Annotated in this window: 22 protein-coding genes; 14 read left to right on the plus strand and 8 right to left on the minus strand. The window is 64.4% G+C overall.

Annotated features, from left to right (window positions below; all coding sequences use genetic code 11):
- Nucleotides 1-283 precede the first annotated feature (283 nt).
- Entirely contained in the window at nt 284-643 is a 360-nt protein-coding gene (locus KXZ72_RS14805; RefSeq protein ID WP_226083529.1) for an ATP-binding cassette domain-containing protein, read from the minus strand.
- A 1,281-nt stretch (nt 644-1,924) separates the two neighbouring features.
- Here KXZ72_RS14805 and KXZ72_RS12825 point away from each other — a divergent pair.
- From KXZ72_RS12825 to KXZ72_RS12855, 7 genes are all read left to right on the plus strand, one after another.
- On the plus strand, nt 1,925-2,053 hold the full coding sequence (locus KXZ72_RS12825) for a lasso RiPP family leader peptide-containing protein (RefSeq protein WP_226081321.1): 129 nt from the start codon (nt 1,925-1,927) through the stop codon (nt 2,051-2,053).
- A 79-nt stretch (nt 2,054-2,132) separates the two neighbouring features.
- On the plus strand, nt 2,133-3,938 hold the full coding sequence (locus tag KXZ72_RS12830) for an asparagine synthase-related protein (protein WP_226081322.1): 1,806 nt from the start codon (nt 2,133-2,135) through the stop codon (nt 3,936-3,938).
- Nucleotides 3,939-3,948: 10 nt separating this feature from the next.
- Nucleotides 3,949-4,209 carry a PqqD family protein gene (locus KXZ72_RS12835; RefSeq protein ID WP_226081323.1) on the plus strand — a complete coding sequence of 87 codons (261 nt, stop codon included), beginning with the start codon at nt 3,949-3,951 and terminating at the stop codon, nt 4,207-4,209.
- Nucleotides 4,210-4,221: 12 nt separating this feature from the next.
- Complete coding sequence (locus tag KXZ72_RS14810) at nt 4,222-4,614, plus strand: lasso peptide biosynthesis B2 protein (protein WP_226081324.1); 393 nt, start codon at nt 4,222-4,224, stop codon at nt 4,612-4,614.
- Nucleotides 4,615-4,747: 133 nt separating this feature from the next.
- Nucleotides 4,748-5,341 carry a hypothetical protein gene (locus KXZ72_RS12845; protein ID WP_226081325.1) on the plus strand — a complete coding sequence of 198 codons (594 nt, stop codon included), beginning with the start codon at nt 4,748-4,750 and terminating at the stop codon, nt 5,339-5,341.
- Nucleotides 5,342-6,491: 1,150 nt separating this feature from the next.
- Nucleotides 6,492-8,063: a leucine-rich repeat domain-containing protein gene (locus KXZ72_RS12850; RefSeq protein WP_226081326.1), complete on the plus strand. Its 1,572-nt coding sequence runs from the start codon at nt 6,492-6,494 to the stop codon at nt 8,061-8,063.
- Nucleotides 8,064-8,201: 138 nt separating this feature from the next.
- Nucleotides 8,202-8,540, plus strand: coding sequence for a helix-turn-helix domain-containing protein (locus tag KXZ72_RS12855; protein WP_226081327.1), 339 nt, complete (start codon nt 8,202-8,204; stop codon nt 8,538-8,540).
- Here the strand turns inward: KXZ72_RS12855 and KXZ72_RS12860 are convergent.
- The gene (locus KXZ72_RS12860; protein ID WP_226081328.1) at nt 8,537-9,124 is read right to left on the minus strand and encodes a ClpP family protease; all 588 of its coding nucleotides are present in this window, start codon (nt 9,122-9,124) and stop codon (nt 8,537-8,539) included. The genes KXZ72_RS12855 and KXZ72_RS12860 overlap by 4 nt on opposite strands.
- Entirely contained in the window at nt 9,121-9,744 is a 624-nt protein-coding gene (locus tag KXZ72_RS12865) for a ClpP family protease (RefSeq protein ID WP_226081329.1), read from the minus strand. The genes KXZ72_RS12860 and KXZ72_RS12865 overlap by 4 nt, the downstream gene beginning before the upstream one ends.
- 165 nt (nt 9,745-9,909) lie before the next feature.
- Here KXZ72_RS12865 and KXZ72_RS12870 point away from each other — a divergent pair, with 165 nt between their 5' ends.
- Nucleotides 9,910-10,554 carry a DNA-3-methyladenine glycosylase gene (locus tag KXZ72_RS12870; RefSeq protein WP_226081330.1) on the plus strand — a complete coding sequence of 215 codons (645 nt, stop codon included), beginning with the start codon at nt 9,910-9,912 and terminating at the stop codon, nt 10,552-10,554.
- A gap of 19 nt (nt 10,555-10,573) precedes the next feature.
- Here KXZ72_RS12870 and KXZ72_RS12875 read toward each other — a convergent pair whose 3' ends face one another.
- Nucleotides 10,574-10,714: a hypothetical protein gene (locus tag KXZ72_RS12875; protein WP_226081331.1), complete on the minus strand. Its 141-nt coding sequence runs from the start codon at nt 10,712-10,714 to the stop codon at nt 10,574-10,576.
- 93 nt (nt 10,715-10,807) lie between these two features.
- Here KXZ72_RS12875 and KXZ72_RS12880 point away from each other — a divergent pair, with 93 nt between their 5' ends.
- Entirely contained in the window at nt 10,808-11,371 is a 564-nt protein-coding gene (locus KXZ72_RS12880) for a GNAT family N-acetyltransferase (RefSeq protein WP_226081332.1), read from the plus strand.
- A 37-nt stretch (nt 11,372-11,408) separates the two neighbouring features.
- Here the strand turns inward: KXZ72_RS12880 and KXZ72_RS12885 are convergent, their stop codons facing one another.
- The 4 genes from KXZ72_RS12885 to KXZ72_RS12900 all read right to left on the minus strand — a co-directional run bounded on the left by KXZ72_RS12885 (nt 11,409) and on the right by KXZ72_RS12900 (nt 14,264).
- A complete protein-coding gene (locus KXZ72_RS12885; RefSeq protein ID WP_226081333.1) occupies nt 11,409-12,236 on the minus strand; it encodes a cytochrome c biogenesis CcdA family protein in 828 nt (275 codons plus the stop codon).
- The gene (locus KXZ72_RS12890; protein WP_226081334.1) at nt 12,236-12,952 is read right to left on the minus strand and encodes a DsbA family protein; all 717 of its coding nucleotides are present in this window, start codon (nt 12,950-12,952) and stop codon (nt 12,236-12,238) included. The genes KXZ72_RS12885 and KXZ72_RS12890 overlap by 1 nt, the downstream gene beginning before the upstream one ends.
- 170 nt (nt 12,953-13,122) lie before the next feature.
- Nucleotides 13,123-13,548, minus strand: a complete 426-nt coding sequence (locus tag KXZ72_RS12895) for a hypothetical protein (RefSeq protein WP_226081335.1) — start codon at nt 13,546-13,548, stop codon at nt 13,123-13,125.
- 80 nt (nt 13,549-13,628) lie between these two features.
- Nucleotides 13,629-14,264: a TetR/AcrR family transcriptional regulator gene (locus KXZ72_RS12900; protein ID WP_226081336.1), complete on the minus strand. Its 636-nt coding sequence runs from the start codon at nt 14,262-14,264 to the stop codon at nt 13,629-13,631.
- A 527-nt stretch (nt 14,265-14,791) separates the two neighbouring features.
- On the opposite strand from KXZ72_RS12900, the gene KXZ72_RS12905 reads away from it, so the two are divergent.
- The 5 genes from KXZ72_RS12905 (at nt 14,792) to KXZ72_RS12925 (ending at nt 20,370) form a co-directional block, all read left to right on the plus strand.
- Entirely contained in the window at nt 14,792-16,450 is a 1,659-nt protein-coding gene (locus tag KXZ72_RS12905) for an ABC transporter substrate-binding protein (protein WP_226081337.1), read from the plus strand.
- Between the two features lie 253 nt (nt 16,451-16,703).
- The gene (locus tag KXZ72_RS12910) at nt 16,704-17,525 is read left to right on the plus strand and encodes an ABC transporter ATP-binding protein (RefSeq protein WP_226083531.1); all 822 of its coding nucleotides are present in this window, start codon (nt 16,704-16,706) and stop codon (nt 17,523-17,525) included.
- A 5-nt stretch (nt 17,526-17,530) separates the two neighbouring features.
- On the plus strand, nt 17,531-18,340 hold the full coding sequence (locus tag KXZ72_RS12915) for an ABC transporter ATP-binding protein (protein WP_226081338.1): 810 nt from the start codon (nt 17,531-17,533) through the stop codon (nt 18,338-18,340).
- Between the two features lie 4 nt (nt 18,341-18,344).
- Nucleotides 18,345-19,328 (plus strand): ABC transporter permease, encoded by a 984-nt coding sequence (locus tag KXZ72_RS12920; protein WP_226081339.1) that lies wholly within the window; start codon nt 18,345-18,347, stop codon nt 19,326-19,328.
- A 4-nt stretch (nt 19,329-19,332) separates the two neighbouring features.
- The gene (locus tag KXZ72_RS12925) at nt 19,333-20,370 is read left to right on the plus strand and encodes an ABC transporter permease (protein WP_226081340.1); all 1,038 of its coding nucleotides are present in this window, start codon (nt 19,333-19,335) and stop codon (nt 20,368-20,370) included.
- The last annotated feature ends 43 nt before the right edge of the window (nt 20,371-20,413 follow it).

Below are 20,413 nucleotides of genomic sequence, written 5' to 3' on the forward strand. Positions count from 1 at the left end.
TAGATAGAGACGACTGTCCGTCATGAGATCAGCGTGCGTGCCTTGAGTAATAATATGAACGCGATCCAGAAGAATGATGGCTTTGGCGTCTCGAACAGCCGCGAGGCGATGGAAGATAGTCGCCGTGGTCCAGTTCTGGCCAACCTTGCCTAGCACGCCACGGATGATCGTTAACGTTCGACGATCCAGGCTCGCCGTTGATCCATCTAACAAAAGCGGTGGGGGATCGCTTAGCAAGGTGCGAGCACTTGCAATGCGCTGTTATTCTCCATCGGAGAGGAGCTCACCCGCCTCTTCCACTAGTTGATGATGGGGGAGCGCTCGAACCATCGCGTCGAGTTGCCTGGACTCGAAAATAGCCCATTAATCCTTGTCGATCGCATCCGGAGACAACAGCAACGCGCTCCCGCACCGTGCCTGGCAACGCTGGGGAATCCTGCTCAACGCATGAAACACCGCTTCGTGATTCCGTAGGACTCACTGTTGACCTGTTTGCCCCATCGAGCACAACCCGACCGGCGGCCAGCTCGTAGACGCGGACGATCCGGCTAGGGAGCGTGCTCTTGTCAGCACCTGTCGGGCCGACGAAGACGATGCGTTGTCTAGCCTCAATGCGGAAGGAAACGTGCTCAAGTCTGACTATTGCTCAATCGCTATATCGCGGGATGTAGCCGAAACTTACGTCTTCAAATTCGATACTGATCGGCCGCTGGCCCAGTGAGGCGGGGCCCGTTTTACGAGCGGCATTGCGCTCGGACGCGATGCTTATGAGTTTCCCTATCCGATCAACTACGCTGAGCGCGGCGTTTAGTGAGGCGAGCGAAGAGGATAGTTGTCTGAGCGGAGCGACTCGCAAGAATACGTACATGATGACCGAAATCAAGTTGGCAACCGAAAGCTCACCGATGGTAACGCCAGAGCCGCCTACGGCCAGTATCGTAAGTGCTGCTCTCTGCATGGACCTCATTTACATAGGCACAATGAGGGCAGTGAACTTCGTGATCCGCATCACTCCTGCGCGCTCCTGCGCCGCAACATCGATGAGACCAGCCTCTTCGCAGTCACTGGCATTCTCGGCGCGAATTATACGGATGCCAAGGATTGCCCGGCCAACCGCTGCTGATAACAACCTAATCCGTTGTTGAAGACTACGGCTAGCACTCCGCGCGCGACCACGGATTTGAGAAAAGTCAGAAGCGCAAACAGTGCCAAGATCGGGGGTATTAGGCCCATCCGTCCCGGATCGATGACGAACAGTGCAACGATCGTACCCGCCATTGTCGCCACTCCGCACACAGATGCGAGAAACCCTTGCCTGAGCGCTTATTGCTGCACGCACGTGTCACTTGCGACGTGGGAAATAAGATCACTGATTGGCTGTGTATCGAACTCGCGAATGGGCGGGCGAGGCAAAGCCCGGATCGTGATCCGTCGGGCGTTAAACACGGGGTTTTGGCCCGCTCGACCGAGTAAATACTGCTGGATTGCATCGAGCTCACCAGAGATCAGCAACAACGAGTACGCCAAAGTGGTTGGCGCAGTGAGTGACCTACGCCTCCGCTGTCGCTCACCCCGGGCATCAGCGGATTCAGCAACGAAGGAAGAGCGAGGGATGTCAACGCTTCCAGCGCGCTGATGGCAACCGCAAGCGTCCCCACACCACCGCTGCCCCGGAGGAGCAGGATTAGGCCCGGAGCCTTCGCTATCCGGCCAAAGACTCCACACCTTGCGTTACGCTGCCTTCCTTTTTTATCGGGTTATGCGCTCAAATAATCGATCACAATACTAAAAACATTATAGACAGGCGTGTAACGATTCTGTTAGTTTGATCGGACGGAACGGGGCACCAAGGTTTCTCGGGTCCGCCACGGTGGCGACCGACCTGCTCGCAGTCCGTGCTACATCGGCAAGGGAGGTGAATCACATGACTAAGCAGACCTACATGGCTCCCGCGCTCGAGCGGATTGGCTCCTTCCATGAAGCGACGAACGGTTACCCCTGGTGGGACCACCGCGATGTCTTCGGTGGGCGCACGTTCATCGCCCCCTGGTGATTAACGAACCGCTGTGGGCGGGAGATTAGCCTCCCGCCCACACTCCCATCTACCGCCACTACGACGAGAAGGACCCGACATGGAGTTTGCAGTATTGCCGGACCGAGAGGTGCAGCGTGATCTGACCGATGCGTTGCTCGCCCTCGGGCTCACAGCCGTCTCGACTCATCCTTCCGGGCGACCTTGGCTATTTTCTGATGCACCTGATCGCTGGAGGGTGCTAACACCTGGCCGAGGTGCGCGAGTCGCAGTACCCGAGGAGCGAGGTATCGGCATGCAATTACCAAACGAATCCATCGCCGATCCTCAGTATCTCGACCAGCTCGCTGGCACCATTACGATCCATACGTTCTTCCTTACGACCATCGACAAGGTGTCTCGCGTGCGAGGAACGATCAGTACAGACAGGCAGATCTTTTGGGGCGTCGTCGACGGCGTGCCTGTGGCTACGAACACGTTGAAAATCCTTCATCATCTGTTGAACCCCTCGATTGACGAGATTGCGCTTACGCTTTCGCTGATCTCTTCCCTGCCGATCCAGCCCTTCGCTCGACGGACGCCCTGGGAGGGCATCCATGCCGTCGGTGTCGGCCATTTGTTGACTTTCGATACGGCAGGTCGAGTCAGGGAGGAGCGCTGGTGGTGGGACCCCGGACGTGATCTGGACTGCAGCCAGGCGACGCTCGCGGTGCGTAGCGCGCTCTGCTCATCGGTTGGGGAGGCATCCATCGAAAGCGCGCTAGTGAGTTCTGATCTCTCTGGGGGGCTGGACTCCACCAGCATCTGCTTCATTCTTCATGATCTGGGACATGACTTCACGACCTATAGGACGTCCTCCCTGAGCGCTTCAAACGATGAAACGGAACGGGCTCGACTTGTGGCACGCGAGCTTGACATTCCGCTACGGGAGTTTGCTCCGCTTGCAGAAAGCAGTTCCGCTTTCGATCTCGACATCGAGACGAATTCGCGTGCGCTTCTGGAAGGACCTTTAGTTTGGGCGGCTTCGCGCAGATACGTAGAAGCTCTCGCTCCTACGATCGCGCGGGACGGTTCTCACGTCCACTTCACGGGTTTGGGAGGCGACGAGTTGTTCGACCTCGTCCCAGGACTGTTCCGATCCGTCTGGCGTGAGAACAGGATCCGTGCCCTAGCTTTGATTCGCCACTTTCAGCTCAGTCAGCGAATCGACCCGCGGCCTCTACTGAAAGGTGCCGCCAGTAAGGAGCACTACGCTAACTATCTATTGCGTGTAGCCCGAGCATTAGATGGCGGTGATTCAGACCTGCGTCCCGCTGACGCATACTCGTGGTTCCCGCCGATAGTGTTGCCCACATGGCTAAGCCAAAAAGCCCGTACGATCATCGTCGAGGAAATCAAGAAAGTGGCTGAAGACCCGCCGTCTCCACTTGGTAAAGATCCTGCCGCACAACAGACAACCGAATCCATCGCATTCCAGGGGAAGATCCTAAGGCAGTTCGGCGAGCTGTTTCATAATTTCGATATTGACTGGCGAGGTCCCTTTACTGATGTGCGAGTGCTCCGAGCCGTGCTCCGAGCCCCTGCAACTGCACGGTTTTCCACGATAAATGACAAACCACTGCTTGCGGCAGCGATCGGCAATGCTGCCCTGCCGGACTTTTATGCGAAGCGAGGCCGAAGTGATTTCACAAGTGACATCTATGCTGAGCACCGGCGTCGCAGAGGTGCCCTCGCAGAGGAATTCGAGTCCTGTCTTCTCGCAGAGCATGACCTAGTTGAACGGCCAACGATCGTATCGGTGGTCTATGAGCCATCCAGCAACGACGTTGGCCTTCTCGACGTCGAGCGGATTGCGACGGCGGAACGTTGGCTCCGCGGTGTACACGCCATGGGTCGGACGCCATGAAAGAACGATAATGACGATCCAGCTAACTCGCGGTGCGACCTTCACCGAAACGAATGAGCAGGCGATTCTGACTAGTGGTGGCCGAAACGCATCATACTACCGACTCAATCAGGTCGGCACGAGGATCCTCAAACTTCTACTAGAGGGGAAGTCAGAGGAATCCGTGAGCAACTGCGTGGCGCAAGAGTTCGGCGTTGAGGCCGAACGCGTCCGACTCGATCTTGACAACTTGCTCGCACGGCTAAGAGATGCCCGCCTCATCCAGATATAGCAGGAGATTTCCGTGCACTACAGTACGAGCAAGATACTACGCTTGGTTGCGGCGCGCACCGCAATCACGGCTGCCCGCTTAGTTTCCTATCTGCCTCCTAACCGTATGCATCAACTTGTGCACAGCATCAGCCGCGGCACACGACGTGCGACTTTCAGTGAAGCTGGCACTGCGAGGGAGCAGATTTGCCGATTCAGTCGGCGATGTGCAGGGCAGGGCTGTGTACAGCGCTCCGTTGCAGTGGTGATTCTGTGCCGCCTGTACGGCAGCGCACCAAACTGGCGAATTGGATTTGGCATCGAGCCGTTCACCGCTCACGCGTGGATTGAGGTTGACGGGCGCCCTGTCGGTGAGCCCGAAGTCGTTGCGTACTATTTTGTCTCGCACTCCGTCGATGTGGCATGATGAATGGTTTTTCGGACCTCCGACGTCGCGCCACATATATCTACGCAGTATGCAACCTTTCGTGCGGCTTTGAGGGGAGACAGGCCTGATGAACACCGATCCGAGTACCACGACGGGCTCATGGCCCGCGGGAATGATGATCCGCATCGACGACTCCCCGCCTGCTCTCCTGGAGTTGCTCTGGATACGCGAGGCCTGGGGGCTGGCCTCACACGGCGACCAGCCCCCTCGGCTCAACACCCGGCCCGAATCCGAAACCACACCACCGGAAAAATGGGCGGAACTCTGGCCGCGGCTGTGGAGCGAATGCCTCGATCACGCCGTTTCTGGCTCAGACCCGCGGGCGATTCAGCGCCTCCTGTCCACCGCGGATGGGTCACCCGAGCGCGCCACATTACTCGCCGATATCGCGGGCCCCAGCGTGCAGCAGGCATTCGGCAGTGCCGCATTCACCACATCATTTGATGCCTGGTTGGATCAGCACCACCACGAGGTCAACCGCAGAAACGCAATACCTGTGGACGCAACCCCCGAACGTCTCGCGATCGACGCGCTCATCCCGGCATGGAAAAACGGATTAAATCGGGTCATCACGATCCCCTGCGTTGACACATATACACGAATTTTCGAACCAGAAACGCTCCTGATCACCGATGACACCCGCCAGCATCCAGGCAAATATGCCGAGGCGCTGCACCGGTTCTCGGCCGGCTCCCGTGCGGGCTAGCTCTCGCACCCGGAGGCACGTGGATGAGGCGCGGTGACCGACGAGGAAGGGCGGACGGGGCGCGAGCCACTAAGCGGCCACTGAGAGGGTCCCCGTGTTTTTCTCTGACGGGTTCCGCTCCTCTGCCGACCGGCGGGTTCGCCCCGCCGCGATGACGGTTTTGGGGCCGGTGATGAGCGCGGGCACGGGGCGTGGATGCTGCGCACCATCGCCGCGGGAGGACTCGGACGCTCGCTCAACGATCGATTAACGCGCCACCGCAGGGAGAAGGAGCCCCCGTCCGGAGGCCGGCCCGATTCCGGGCACACCCGGTGCGGGGCGGTCGCGTTCGCACAGGCGCGGGGGCGGCCGGCGCCCCGGGGATCGCGCCGCACCGCTCTCGCAACCGCGTGCCAACCGGGATCGGGAGCGCGTGGATGCGCGCGACCCGGGACCGGATCCACCTGTTTCCGCGGAAGCTACCGCGCAGAGCGAGGCGAGGCGATCACGACCCCCAATACGGCGGGAGGGTGACAGTCCGGAAAGCGACCGGCCGATCCGGCAAGGTGCCCGCGCTTGTCCAGAGCCCCGGGCCCGGCGGCCGCAAATGGCGCCGATGGCCCCGCGTCTCCTTCTCGGCACAACGGTTTTCAGCGCGGGGCGAGATCGTCAACGTGTCCTCGCTGAGTCGCCCATAAACCCGAAAGGCCAGCTCATTCGCCCGGGTTTCTCTCCTCCCGAACGCGGTGCGCGGGGTTCCCACGGCGGGGCGCGGTGGGCTCCGTCACCAAGATACGGGGTACCGGACGGACGGGTATCGGCTGCTCCGGGTGGGTGATGGATCGTCCGCGAGGAGCAAAACCTCCGTACTCCATGTAGTTGCCGGCTCGGGAGAACCGAGTATGCCGGCCGTGATGCGGCGAGGGGAAACTGGCGCAAATTGCACTTTTGACTGACGGAATGCCGCATGAAAATGCGTCGTTTTTGCGGGGAGCGATGGCCGGAAACTCGGGAATTTTTGCCATATTCCTGTCGCCTGTTATGTGTAGGTTTTGGGCAGAGGCACCGAATCTCTCGGGCGGGGTTTTTGCGCTGTTAGGCTAAATGCGAGCCCCCCAAAAGGGGTACGGTGCGGGAATTCGCGCCAAGCTCCCAACCCCGAAGGTACCCCATGCGATTGACCAAAATGAGCGTGGTGGCGGCAACCATTGCCGCGGCCGCGCTCCTCACCCCGGCCGGTATGGCCCAGGCCATCGGCGCGCCCGCCGCCGCGGGCGTGACCTCCATCCCCCTGGGCCAGGGTGGCCCGGAATCCGATCCCGTCGCCCGCCCCGATATCGCCCGTTCCGCGCAGGCCCGCGCCGCGCTCCCGGACGATAACGAACTCGTGAACATGCCCGATGCCGCACTCAGCGCGGCCATCCTGCAAAAGACCCAGCAGCCCACGCTCACCCGGGGAGTATTGCGATCGCTGCGGGACCTGATGGCGCCCGATGCGGGCATTACGGATCTGACCGGGCTGGAATATGCCAGCCAGCTCGATCTGGTGGACCTCAGCAAAAACCCCATCACCACGCTTGAGCCGATGCGCGGCCTCACCGAGATTCGCCAGCTCAACGTGAGCAGCACCGCGATCACCAGCCTGGACCCGCTCTCCACCCTGCCGATCCTGGACTATGTGCGGTTCAACTGGACCAAGGTGGCCGACCTGGAGCCGCTGCGTAACGCCACCAAGCTGTGGCGCATCGAGGCCGCCGGTACGCAGATCACCAGCATCGACCCGGTACAGAACCTCAACGAATTGATCGGCATCTACCTGCAGGAGACCGGGGTGAGCGATCTCTCCCCGCTGGCCGGCAAGCCCAAGCTGAACGCGGTATCCGCACCCAGCACGGAGGTCTCTGACCTCTCGCCGCTGGCCGGAAGCACCACGCTCTCGATCATCAACGTGAACGGCGCCCGCGTGTCCGACCTGAGCATGCTGGACACCTGGCCCGCACTGCGCCAGGTGGGCTTCCTCAACCAGCGCGTCACCGGAATCCCGGTTGTGGCATCGGCGACGGAGTCGACCTATCGCACCACCCAGGCCACCACCGCACCCTTCACGATGCTCCCCGGTGTGGTGTTAAACGCAACGAGTGAGGCCATCACCACCCCCGAGGGGCTGACCATCTGGTCGGATATCCCCGCGGATGCCACCGCGCTGGAGGCCCAGATCTCGGGCAACCCGCTCCCCGGCTCCACCGCCGGATACTCGGCCACGCTGAGCTACCCGATCACGCGCGCCGACTATATTAATGCCGACCTGCCCAATACCACCGTGGGTGCCGACTATCAGTTCCAGCTGGCCGTGACCCCGTCCTTCGTGGACGGACCGTTCTCGGTGACCGCGGGAGAAATCCCCGGGCTCGGCCTGGACGCCGAGGGCGCCATCACCGGAACCCCCACCGAGGAGGGCACGTTCCCGCTCTCGGTGCGTCGCACCGATGCCTACGGAAATATGATCGACCACACCTATAACGTTGTGGTGGGTGCCGGAAGCCCCGTCATTCCGCCGGTCACCCCGACCGATCCTCCCGTGGCCCCGACCGATCCGGCCACCCCGCCGGTAACCCCCGAGGCCGGTGGACTGGCCCAGACCGGTGCGAACCTGCCCGCCGCGGGCCTGCTGCTGGGTGTCCTCGCGAGCCTCGCCGCGGGTCTTGGCGCCGTGTTCTATGCGCGTCGTCGCCGCCTAGGCTAGGCGTTAACCCATCCGGGCCCGCCGGTGTCCCCGCAACCGCGGGGACACCGGCGGGCCCGTTTAGGTGGGGGGCGCCCGCGTTCTGCCCTGAGCAGAACGCGGGGCGCTCCGGGCGGGACGGCACCTAGCATGGGGAATATGGACCCCCTCGGATCTCACCCCGCCCGCCCAGTCACGCCCGGCCCGGAACCGCTGTGGCGACATATGGTGGGCGCACTGCTGCGCCGGCTCCGGCAGCGGCGCGGGTTTACCCTCGTGCAGACCGCCGCGCGCGCCGGCGTCTCCCCGCAGTATCTCTCCGAGCTGGAGCGCGGGCTGAAGGATCCCTCCAGCGAGATCCTCCAGGCGGTGGCCGGGGCCCTCGGCCTGACCCTGATCGATCTGACCCTCGCGGTGGCCGCCGAGCTGCACCGCCTCGACGGCCGCGCGCCCGAATCCCCGCGGGTGCGGGCGGCGGCGTTTGCGCTCGCCGCCTAGCGGCGATCCAGGACCAGGTCGATCAACCCATAGTCCCGGGCCTGGGCCGCCGTAAACACGCGGTCATGATCGGTATCGGCCCGCAGCGTCCGGATATCGTGCCCGGTATGCTCCGCGAGTACCCCCTCGATATCGGCGCGCACCCGGATGACCTCCTCGGCCTGCAGAATCAGATCGGGAATAGTGCCGCGGCCCTGCGCCACCGGCTGATGCAGCGCCAGCCGCGCATGCGGCAGTGCCGCGCGCTTTCCCGGCGCACCCCCGGCAGCGAGGACCGCCCCCGCGGCAATCGCCGCGCCCACACAGGTGGTGGCCACATCGGGGCGGATAAAACGCATCGTGTCATAGATCGCGAGCATCGCGCCGGGATCGCCTCCCGCGCAGTTGATATACATCTGGATATCCCGGTCCGGCCCCTCCGATTCCAGATGCAGGAGCTGGGCGATCAGCGCATTGGCCACGCCCGCGTCGATCGGGGTGCCCAGATAAACCACGCGCTCGGAGAGCAGCTGCGAATATACGTCCATGACCCGTTCGCCGCGCGGATGCTGCACGATCACATTGGGAATCAGATACTCGCTCATGCCCGCGCCAGCTCTCCGCCGAGGCCCGCGGCGTATCGCGCGGGGGGAGCGATCAGGGAAAAATCGGTCACAATCTCGTCGATGAACCCATAGTCCAGGGCCTCCCGCGCCGTATACCAGTGGTCGTGCAGGGAATCTTCAAAGATGCGTTCGGGGGCCTGCCCGGTATCCGCGGCGATCAGGCCCAGCACGGTATCGCGGGTATGCCGCAGGGCGGCCGCCTGCACCTCGATATCCACGGCGGTTCCGCCGATACCCGCCGAGCCCTGATGCATCAGGATCCGCGAGTGGGGGAGCGCGCGCCGCTTACCCGGGGTGCCCGCCGACAGCAGAAACTGGCCCGCGCTGCACGCGATACCCAGCGCGAGGGTGGACACATCACACGGGATGATCCGCATCAGATCACGAATCGCGAGCATCGAGGAGACCGAGCCTCCCGGGGAGTCAATCCAGAGCGCGATATCGGCGGCGGGATCCGCGGCGGCCAGGGCGATCAGCTGGGTCGAGAGCATCACACCGTTATCGGCATTAAGTTCCCCGTCCAGGAGCAGGATGCGGCGATCGCTGAGCGCCGCCCGGGCGCCTTCGCCGAGCAACGGCGGTCGAGTATTTTCGGTCATGTCCCCAGTGTGTGGCCCGGCCCGGGGAGAGCGCCCTGTTTTCTGCCCGGGGCAGATCTGCCCTGGGCGGCGGCGGTAGCACGCGGGAACGGCGGCCGGGGAAGGGCGCTCCTCCCGGTGAGCGCCGGGATTGCCCGGCGACCGCGCACGGGGCACACTGGGGATATGCGTCCCGAACGAGAGTTTTTTCTGCGTGATGCGGTACAGATTGCACCGCTGCTCCTGGGAGCCCGGCTGATATCGCGCCTGCCCGAGGGGGAGGTCACGGTGCGCATCACCGAGACCGAGGCCTATACCGGGCCGGGGGTGGGGGACCGCGCCGATCCCGGATCGCATTCACGGATGGGGAAGACCGCACGTAATGCAAGCATGTTTGGGGAGCCCGGACACCTCTACGTCTATTTTTCCTATGGCATGCATCATGCGGTGAATGTGGTGTGTTCCCCCGCGGGACTGGCCTCGGGGGTGCTGCTGCGCGCGGGGGAGATCATCACCGGGGTCGAGCTCGCCCGCGCTCGCCGGGGAGCCGCGCATCAGGATCGCGATCTGGCCCGCGGCCCGGGCCGACTCGCGCAGGCGCTGGGCTTTATCCGGGAACGAGATGACGGGGTGGACGCTCTGGACGGGGCCCCCGGAGCGCGTGCCGAGCTCCTGCTCGCGGAGCGCGTGATCACGCCCGCGGAGATGGGGATCTCCCCGCGCACCGGCGTGAGCGGGATCGCGGGGACCGCGGAGTTTCCCTGGCGGTTTTATTTACGCGATGAGGCCACCGTCTCCCCGTATCGGGCGGCGGCCCCACCTCGCCGCTAGCGGGAGCCGCGGCCCGCGCCTAGTCCTTGGCGGGGCCCCCGGAGGCGGTGTCCTCGTTGGTCTGGGCATCGTGGAGCTCCCTCGTATATTTTTTCTGCTCCTCGGTGCGCTCCTCCTCGGCATTTTCGGGGGTGCTCTCGGTGGGGGATGGGTGTCCCATTCTGATCTCCCTACTATTGGGGTGGTGGGAACACACCCTACGCCGTCCGGTGCCGGAAAACAACGCCCCGTAATTTCCCCGTAGGCTGGGAGGGTGACCGATCCGATCGCCTCCGTCCCCCGCCCGACCGAACGCCTCATCCTGCGTCGTTTTGAGCCCGCCAATGCCGCGGATATGCACGCATATCGTGGGCTTCCGGACGTGGCCCGCTATCTCTATCAGGCCCCGCTCACGCTCGCGGATTGTGAGCGGAAGATCGCCACGGTAGCCCCCGCAACCCGGTGGCAGGAGGACGGCGATTCGCTCCTCTTTGCCGTCGGCCGCCCGGAAGATACTCGCATTCTCGGCGAGGTGGTCATCACGCTGACCTCGGCCGCGGCCCGGCAGACGGAGATCGGCTGGATCTTCCACCCCGAGTTTCACGGCCGCGGTTATGCCCTCGAGGCGGCCCGGGCCTTGCGTGATTATGGCTTCACCACGCTCGGCGCCCACCGGATCTTCGCCCGGCTCGACGCCGATAACGCCGCCTCGGCCCGGCTCTGCGAGCGGCTCGGAATGCGCCGCGAGGCACACCTGATCGAGAACGATCTCACGCCCGAGGGGGCCTGGGGCAGCGAGTATATTTACGCGCTGCTGGCCTCCGAGCCCCGCCCCTAATCGCCGCCCCGCGGCGGGTGCCACGGGGCGGCGCGGGCTATGCCGCGGCGCGCATGCGCGCACGCCGGCCGCGCAGCAGCACCAGCGTCGCCGTGATCAGGAGCAGGCCCAGCGCAACCACCACAAACCACAGGTTAGACACCTGCGAGGAGGTCTGGGCGGCCCAGGACTCGGCCGCGTATTGATCGCTCACGGTGAGGATTCCACCCAGCGATGCGGTGCCCTGGGTGGTGAGCAGCAGCACACCGATCCCGATCGAGAGCGCACCCGAGACCACCATCCAGACCGAGTTCTCCCACGGGCCGATGCGGAACCGGCGCGGCTTCAGCCAGCCGCGCGAACCGAGCTTAAAGCGCATCCACAGCACCGAGAGCAGGCCCAGCGGGAGCGCCATACCGAGCGCAAAGATGGCCAGCATGATGCCGCCATAAATCGGGTTTCCCCCGGTAGCGGCCACCGTGAGTACCGAGCCCAGGATCGGTCCGGCACAGACCCCGGCCACACCGTAGACGGCCCCGAGGATAAACACCGATACCGCCGAGGTGCCCTCGCCGGCCGCGCCGCGGGTCATCCCGGGCAGGGTGATGCCGATAACCTGGATGGCCCCGATCACGATCACCAGCACCGAGGCCGTGGTGATCAGGACCCCGCGATTCTGGGTCAGCAGCGAACCAAGCACCCCGGCCAGCAGGCCCAGCGGAACGAGGGTAAAGAGCAGCCCCAGATAGAACACGCCCGTGCGCTGCAAGAGCTTGGCCGGGCTGGAAAACGCATAGGCAAAAAACGCCGGCAGGAGCATGACCGAGCACGGGCTCAGCAGCGTCAGGATCCCGCCCAGAAAGGCCCCGGTATACCCGATATCCACTATTTGGCCTTCTTCAGCTCATCGAGGATGGCCTCGCGGAAGACCTCAAGCGGCTGGGCCCCCACGATCGGTGTGTTGTTAATCGCAAAGCTCGGGGTGCTGTAGATGCCCAGCCCGCTGCCCTCGGCGAGATCGGCAAAGACCTCGTCCTCCAGCTCGGTATTATCCAGATCCGCCTCAAATTTGGCCAGATCGGGCACGCCGATTCCGCGCGCAAACTCCACCAGGGCCGTGCGCGGATAATCGGGGTGTCCACGCTCGGGGGCCGCGGCATAGAGGGCATCGTGATACTCCCAGAACATGCCCTGCAGGCCCGCGGCGCGCGCGGCCACGGCGGCGGCCACCGATTCCTCGCCGAAGACGGGCAGATCGCGCCATTCCACGCGCAGCTGCCCGGAGTCCACAAACTCCTGGGTCAGCTTGGGCATGCTTTCGCGGGAGAAAACGCCGCAGAACGGGCAGCGATAATCGGCGTATTCCACCATCACCACGGGGGCATCCACCGCGCCGATCGCGAGCGTATCGCCGTCGATGCGCCGCGCGAGGTTGATCTCCGGCTGCGGGCCGTGCTGCACCTCCGATTCGATGATCGGGGAGGTGACCCGGGCGCTCTCCTCGGGCGCGGGGCTGCCCACCGTGACCATGACGATCGCGAGGGCGGTGGCGGCCACGGCGGTCGCCGCGATCCAGAGTGTTTTTTTCGTGGGGGTATTCATGAAATTCCTTAGGACGGAGGGAAGGTCTCGCGGGGGCGGCGCGGGTCCATAACGGACGTGGCGCGGCGCTGATCGGGGACTCCGGTCCGCGCGGGCGCGCAAAACGCCGGGGCAGGCCGGAATCGCCGGAACGGGCACGGGGGCGACCGGGAGGGGACGCCGCGGGTGGCCTAGGTGCGGGAGATCCCCAGATCCTGAGGGGTGAGTGTGGTGGGGGAGGCGAGTCGGGCCGCGGGTGGCATCTCCGGCCCGGGCACTGCCGCGGCGGCCGCGTCCTGGGTGGGAGCGGGTAGGGCCGGTGCGGGCTCATCCACGCCGTGCTCCAGCGGATGCGCCGCGGTGGCGTAGGATTCCTGCGCGCAGGAGGGAAGCGAGGCGCGGCGGTCGGCGGCCGGGGCCGCGGGTTCCACGGAGGCGATCGGTGCCGCGGAGTCCAGCGCCATCACGGCGCTCTGGCCGGACGGCGGTACGTGGGCCTGGCCGGTGCTGGGGCAGCGCGGCGCAAAGAGCGCCACGGCGATCACGGCCAGAAGCGCGAGGGCCAGGAGGGTGGCGCGGGCGCGCAGCGGGGTGGGGCGGGCGAGGCTAGAGCGCATGCCTATTCCCCCAATTCCCGTGGGCCGTAAATCGGCCGTTGGCCACCTTAGCGGGACAGACTGAAAAAAGCCTGAGGTTGTTATTCGCCGAGGATCGGCGGGCGCGGGTCGAGTACCTGCGCGATGATCGCCTCGATCGCAAACTCGCTGGCTGCCCCGAGGTCCACGTGCAGTGGATCGAGCAGCCACTGCACCTGCAGCCCATCCATGACCGCCAGGATGCTCGCGGAGGCGTGGCGCACGGTCTCGGGAGGGACCACGCCGCGCTCGGCGCAGACCGAGGCGAATGCCGCGGCGGCCTCGGATTGCAGCGTGCGGTAGCGGTCCTCAAAATATTCGCGGGCCGGGTGGTTATCGGTCACGGACTCGGCGGAGAGCACCGCATAGGCCTGCACGATTCCGGCGCGCTGGGCGTTGCGGAAGGCTGTGCGCACGAGGTGCCGGAAAAAATCGATGCCATCAGGGATGTGCTGTTCCTCGAGGTTTTCCACATCGCTCTGATCGCGGAAGCTCAGGACCTCAAGGAGCAGCTGATCCTTGGAGCCGAAGTGGTGCAGGATGCCGGCGTGGGTCATCCCCACCTGCTCGGCGATATCGGAGAGCGTGCCGTTTACCGAGCCCTTGCTGCCGAAGATTTCGACGGCGGCCTCGAGGATTTCCCGGCGGCGCAGGATCGTCTCGGGGCGCGAGCGTGGTTTTCGTGGTGCCGTGGCCATGTCCCGGTCGCCCCCCTCTACTGCTGTTATCTGACTGTGATCCATGCGAAATTCGCCCCCGGAAATGAATGGTGCCCCGCGTGTGCCGCGGGAATTCGCGGGTATTGCCGGGGAGGGCCGCCCACCGGGCGGGCCGGGAGCGAAGTCCTGAAGGCAAGTATTGCAGACATTTTTGTTTCTCACTTGTGCACTTACTGACAAGCCGGTAACCTTTCAAAAGATTACCGACTCAACGACGAGGAAAGCCCATGACAGCGCAGTCACCCGCCACCACCGCTACGGTGGAATCCGCGGGAAATCTGCGCGGTATCGGCCCCGCCTCGCCGAGGGGTTTTCAGAACCCGATTCCGGCTCGCCCCGGGCAGTGCGCTATCCGTAGTGCACCCCGTTCCGGCCGCAATCGCCTCGGACATCGAGGAGCGCGGTAACCCAAGACACACCACCACCCGCGGGGTGTCTGCAATCACATCGAATATCCGCGCCTCGGCATCCGGCCGTCGCGCGCCCATTCACAGTAGGAGAGAGTCATGACAAAGAAGTCCTCTTTGGTCGCCCTGGGGCTGGCGGCCGCACTCGCGCTCACCGGTTGCGCCGGTGGCAATAACGCTGGCGGAGGCGACGCCAAGGGCTCGGCCCTGACCATCGCCAAGCCCGATGGAGCCATCGCCACCGAGTCCAATAACCCCTGGGTTGGCGACTCCTCCGGCCTTAAGCTCGGCTATATCAACGCCATCCTGGAGCCCCTGGGCCTGATCAACCTGATCGCCCCGGACGAGCCCGCACAGCCGTGGCTCGCCAAGGAGATCGTCTGGGCCGACGACTATAAGTCCGTGACCTTCACCGCCCGCGAGGACGTGAAGTGGAACGACGGCACCGATTTCTCCGCCGATGACATCGCCTATACGTTTGGCATGTTCAAGGACCAGCCCGAGCTCGACACCGCCGCCATCGGCGTCACCGATGTGCAGCAGGACGGCGATAAGGTCACCGTCTCCTTCGCCAACTCCAACTTCGTGAAGCAGGACAAGGTGCTGCATAAGCACATCGTCCCCAAGCACATCTGGGAGAAGGTGGACAACCCCGCCGAGTTCGAGAACATCAACCCCGTGGGCACCGGCCCCTATACCCTGAGCAAATTTGACACCCAGAGCGTGGAGCTCAAGGCACGCGATGACTACTGGGGTGGCAAGCCCGCCGTCCCCACCCTGTACTACGTGTCCTATAACGACAACACCGCACTGACCACCGCGCTCGCCAACGGCGATGCCGACTGGGCCCAGGCCTTCATCCCCAACGTCAAGAAGGCGTTCCTGGATAAGGACCCGGAGCACAACGTGAACTGGGCCGCCGCCGGCCTCGGAATCGACGCGATGTTTGTGAATACCACCAAGGCACCGTTTGATAACCGCGCCTTCCGCGAGGCCATGAACCTCGTGATCGACCGCGATAAGCACCGCGAGATCGCCCGCGAGGGTGCAATCCCCTCGATCAGCTCGATCACCGGTCTGCCCACCCCCGCGGGTGACCCCTTCATCTCGCCCGAGTATGAGGGCAAGGAGTTCAAGGTGGACCTCGATGCCGCCAAGAAGACCCTCACCGAGGCCGGTTATACCTGGTCCGGCGAGACCCTGAACGACCCGGCCGGCGAGGCCGTGACCTTTGATATCACCGTGCCCCAGGGCTGGAACGACTACGTGACCGGCATCAGCCTGATCGCCGACGCCGCGAAGACCCTCGGCGTGGACGCCACCGTGACCACCCCCGATTCCGATACCTGGTGGGAAAAGAAGAGCACGGGTGACTTCCAGGCCATCCTGCACTGGACCGATACCGGTTCCACGCCCTTCAACATCTACGGCGACATCATGGACGGCGCCCGCCTGAAGGCCCTCGGCGAAAGCGCCGACTTCAACTTCGGTCGCTATGACAACCCCGCCGTGACCACCGCGCTGGCCGAATACGCCAATGCCACCGAGGATGCCGCCCGCACCGAGGCCCTCGCCAAGGTACAGACCATCTTTGTGGAGGACGTCCCGGCCATGGCCATCGGAACCCGCCCCTATATCGGTTCGTATAACACCCGCAGCTACGTCGGCTGGCCCAATGAGAAGGACGCGTATGCTCCCGCGGACCCGACCCAGCCGAACGCCGTGCTGATCCTCACCAAGCTCAAGGCCGCCGAGTAACCTCGCCGCTTCGAGCCACCCCGGGGGGGGGGGGGGGGGGGGGGGGGGGCCGGGGGGGGGGGGCGGGGGGCCGGGGGGCCTCGCCGCTTCGAGCCACCCCGGGGGTCGGGGCCGGGCACGCATCGCGTGTCCGGCCCCCCCCCGCCCTGCCGGGAAAACACGTTTTCTCCTCCCCCTAAACGTGACGTTTCTAAAGAATCAGGAAAGCATTGTGACCTCCGATAATCTGCTGACGGTCTCGAACTTCAGCGTGATGTACGACGTGGATCCCCCCGTCGAAGCCGTCCGCGACGTGTCGATCACCCTGCGCCGCGGCGAAATCCTCGGCCTCGCCGGCGAATCCGGCTGCGGAAAAACCACCCTCGCCTATGGCGTGCAGCGCCTGCTGAAGCCGCCGGCCGTGATCACGGGCGGCTCGGCCATCTTCCACGATGAATCGGGCACGGATATCGACCTGAATACCCTGAGCGATGAGCAGATGCGCGCCTTCCGCTGGGATAAGGCCTCGATGGTGTTCCAGGGTGCGATGAACGCCCTGAACCCCGTGGTGAATATCGGCAAGCAGCTCGCCGATGTTTTCCAGACCCACCGCCCCGAGATGGGCCGCGCCGAGCGCCGCGAGGAATGCGGACGCCTCCTGGATATTGTTGGGGTGGGCCGGGACCGCCTGCGCGCATTCCCGCATGAGCTCTCCGGCGGTATGCGCCAGCGCGTCATGATCGCGATGGCCCTCGCCCTGAAGCCGCAGCTGATGATCATGGACGAGCCGACCACCGCACTGGACGTGCTGGTGCAGCGCGAAATCCTGCAGCAGATCTCCGAGCTGCGCCGCGAATTTGGGTTCTCCGTGATCTTCATCACCCACGACCTTCCCCTGCTCCTGGAAATCTCCGACCGGATCGCCGTGATGCGCGCGGGCAAGGTTGTGGAGATTAACAGCGCCGAGCAGATCTATACCCACGCCCAGCACGAGTACACGCGTAAGCTGCTGGCCTCGTTCCCGAGCCTGACCGGTGAGCGCGGCGATTTTGTGCGCGGAGCCGTCTCGCCCGCCGCCGAGCAAACCGGAGAATAACCGCCATGACGACCCTCGAATTTAACGACGTCTCCAAGAAATACCGGGTCCGCGGATCCGGCGAGTTTCTCGCCCTCGACCGGGTGAACTTCACACTGACCTCGGGGAAGACCATCGCCCTGGTGGGCCAGAGCGGCAGCGGCAAGTCCACGATCGCCAAGATCCTCACCCAGCTGGAGCGCGCAAGCTCGGGCGAGGTGCTGCTGGACGGCAAGCCGATCCCCAAGCGCGGACGCGCCCTGCGCGGCTATCGCCAGCAGGTGCGCATGGTCTTCCAGGACCCCTTCGCCTCGCTGAACCCGTATCACACCATCCGGCACCACATCGAGCGCCCCCTGCGCCTGGACCACGTGGTGCCCTCGGATCAGGTGGAGGACGAGGTGATCCGGCTGCTGGAGCGGGTGCGCCTGTCTCCCGCGGATACCATCGACCGCCGCCCGCACGAGCTCTCGGGTGGGCAGCGCCAGCGCGTGGCCATCGCCCGCGCCCTCGCCTCGCGGCCCTCGCTGCTGATCGCCGATGAGCCGGTATCGATGCTCGATGTCTCGATCCGCCTCGGCGTGCTGAACCTGCTCGGGGACCTGCAGCGCGAGTCCAACCTCGGGGTGCTGTATATCACCCACGACCTGGCCACCGCGCGCCACTTCAGCGACGAGATCATGGTGCTGCACCACGGCCGCGTGGTCGAGCGTGGAAACGCCGATGACGTGATCCTCAACCCGCAGCACGAGTACACCCGGGCCCTGCGCGATGCGTCCCCGGACCCGGATAAGCACTTCGCCACCCCCGGCTCGACCCCTTCCCCCCGGAGCTGACCCCGTGAGATTTTTCCTCCGCCGCACCGCGTTTTATCTGTTCACCGCGTGGGCCGCGATCACCATTAACTTCTTCCTCCCGCGGATGATGAAGGGCGATCCGATCTCCGCCTATCTGGCGAAAAACCAGGGCAAGATCAGCCCCGACGCGATCGAATCGCTCAAGACCCTCTTTGGGCTGGACGACGGCCGCTCGCTGCTCGAACAGTACATCGACTATTGGCGACTGCTGTTCTCGGGCGACCTGGGGCGCTCCTTCTCCAAGGGCCTCGCCCCCGTGACCGATGTGATCTCCTCGGCGCTGCCCTGGACCATCGGCCTGGTGGGTATCGCGACCGTGCTGTCCTTTTTCATCGGCACGTCCGTGGGCGCCTGGGTGGGCTGGCGGCGCGGAAGCCGCGCCGATTTTGTGGTGCCCGTGGCCACGTTCTTCTCGACCGTGCCGTATTTCTGGATGGGTCTGATCGCGATCGCGTTCTTCTCCACCACGCTCGGCTGGTTCCCCGCCTCGCACGCCTATGACAAGGGCTCAACCCCGGCGTTCTCCTGGGACTTCATCGGCCAGGTGATCCAACACGGCACCCTGCCGGCCCTGACCATCGTGATCACCTCGCTCGGTGGCTGGATCCTCGGAATGCGCAACATGATGGTGACCGTGATGGATGAGGACTATGTCACCGTGGCCCAGGCCAAGGGCCTCACCCAGCGCCGCGTGCTGATGAATTATGCCGCGCGCAACGCGATCCTCCCGCAGCTCTCCAGCTTCGCGCTATCCCTCGGCTTTATCGTCGGTGGAACGCTCGTGATGGAGCTGGTGTTCTCCTATCCCGGCGTGGGAAAGCTCCTGCTGGACGCCACCAACGCCAAGGACTACCCGCTGATGCAGGGGCTATTCCTCATCATTACGCTGACGATTCTTGTGGCGAATATCCTCGCCGATATCGCCTATGCGATCCTCGACCCGCGCACCCGCCAGACGGAGGCCTAAAGCCATGACTCATCCCGAAACCGCGGTCCTGGCCGCCCAGGAACCGGCAGCCCCGGTCACCCCGGTCGCCCCGCGCCCGCGCACCTTTTGGTCCAAGCTGGGACAGTCGTTCTCGATGTTCCGCAACGGCAAGTCCATCGCGGGACTGATCATCCTCGGATTTTTTGTCCTGATCGCCCTGCTGAGCGATCTGATCGCGCCCTATGGCCCGCTGGATAAGGACTTCACGGCGCTGAAGCAGCCGCCCTCCGCGGCGCACTGGCTGGGCACCACCCATATGGGCGAGGACGTACTCAGCCAGATCATCTACGGAACCCGCGGCGTGCTTGTGGTGGGTTTTGCGGCCGGAATCATCGCCACGCTGATCGCCGTGGTCGTGGGTGTCACCGCGGGCTATATCTCCGGGTGGAAGAGCGAGGGCCTCTCGGCCATCACCAACGTCTTCCTGGTGCTGCCCGGGCTGCCGCTGATCATCATCGTGGCCTCGCAATATCAAAACCCCTCGCTGCTGCTGATCTCGGGTGTGCTCGCCATCACCGGCTGGGCCTGGGGTGGGCGCGTGCTGCGCGCCCAGACCATGTCGCTGCGCAACCGCGATTTTGTGCAGGCGGCGCGCGCCAATGGCGAGCCGCTCTACCGCATCATCACGGTGGAAATGCTGCCCAACCTCACCGCGATCATCGCGTCGAGCTTCGTGGGAACCGTGACCGCCGCGGTGCTGGGACTGACCACGCTGGCGTTTATCGGCGTGATCCCGATCACCAACCTGAACTGGGGAACCATCCTGTTCTGGGCGCAGCAAAACGGTGCGTTCCCGGACTTCTGGTGGTGGTATGTGCCCGCCGGTCTGTGCATCGCGCTGCTGGGTATGGCGCTCTCGCTGATCAATTTTGGCATCGATGAATACGTGAACCCCCGCCTGCGTAGCGCCGGCGAGCGGGCCCGCGCGATGCGTAAGAAGGGCATCAAGATGAGCTCGAGCGTGACCGCCGTGCGCACCCAGGACCCGGGTGAGGAACCCGCACCCCCGGCCGGTAACTAACCCGCCACCACCACTTTTAACACACCCCGGACGGCCCGTGCCG

Source organism: Mycetocola spongiae (genome assembly GCF_020424085.1).
In the GTDB taxonomy this organism is placed as follows: domain Bacteria; phylum Actinomycetota; class Actinomycetes; order Actinomycetales; family Microbacteriaceae; genus Mycetocola; species Mycetocola spongiae.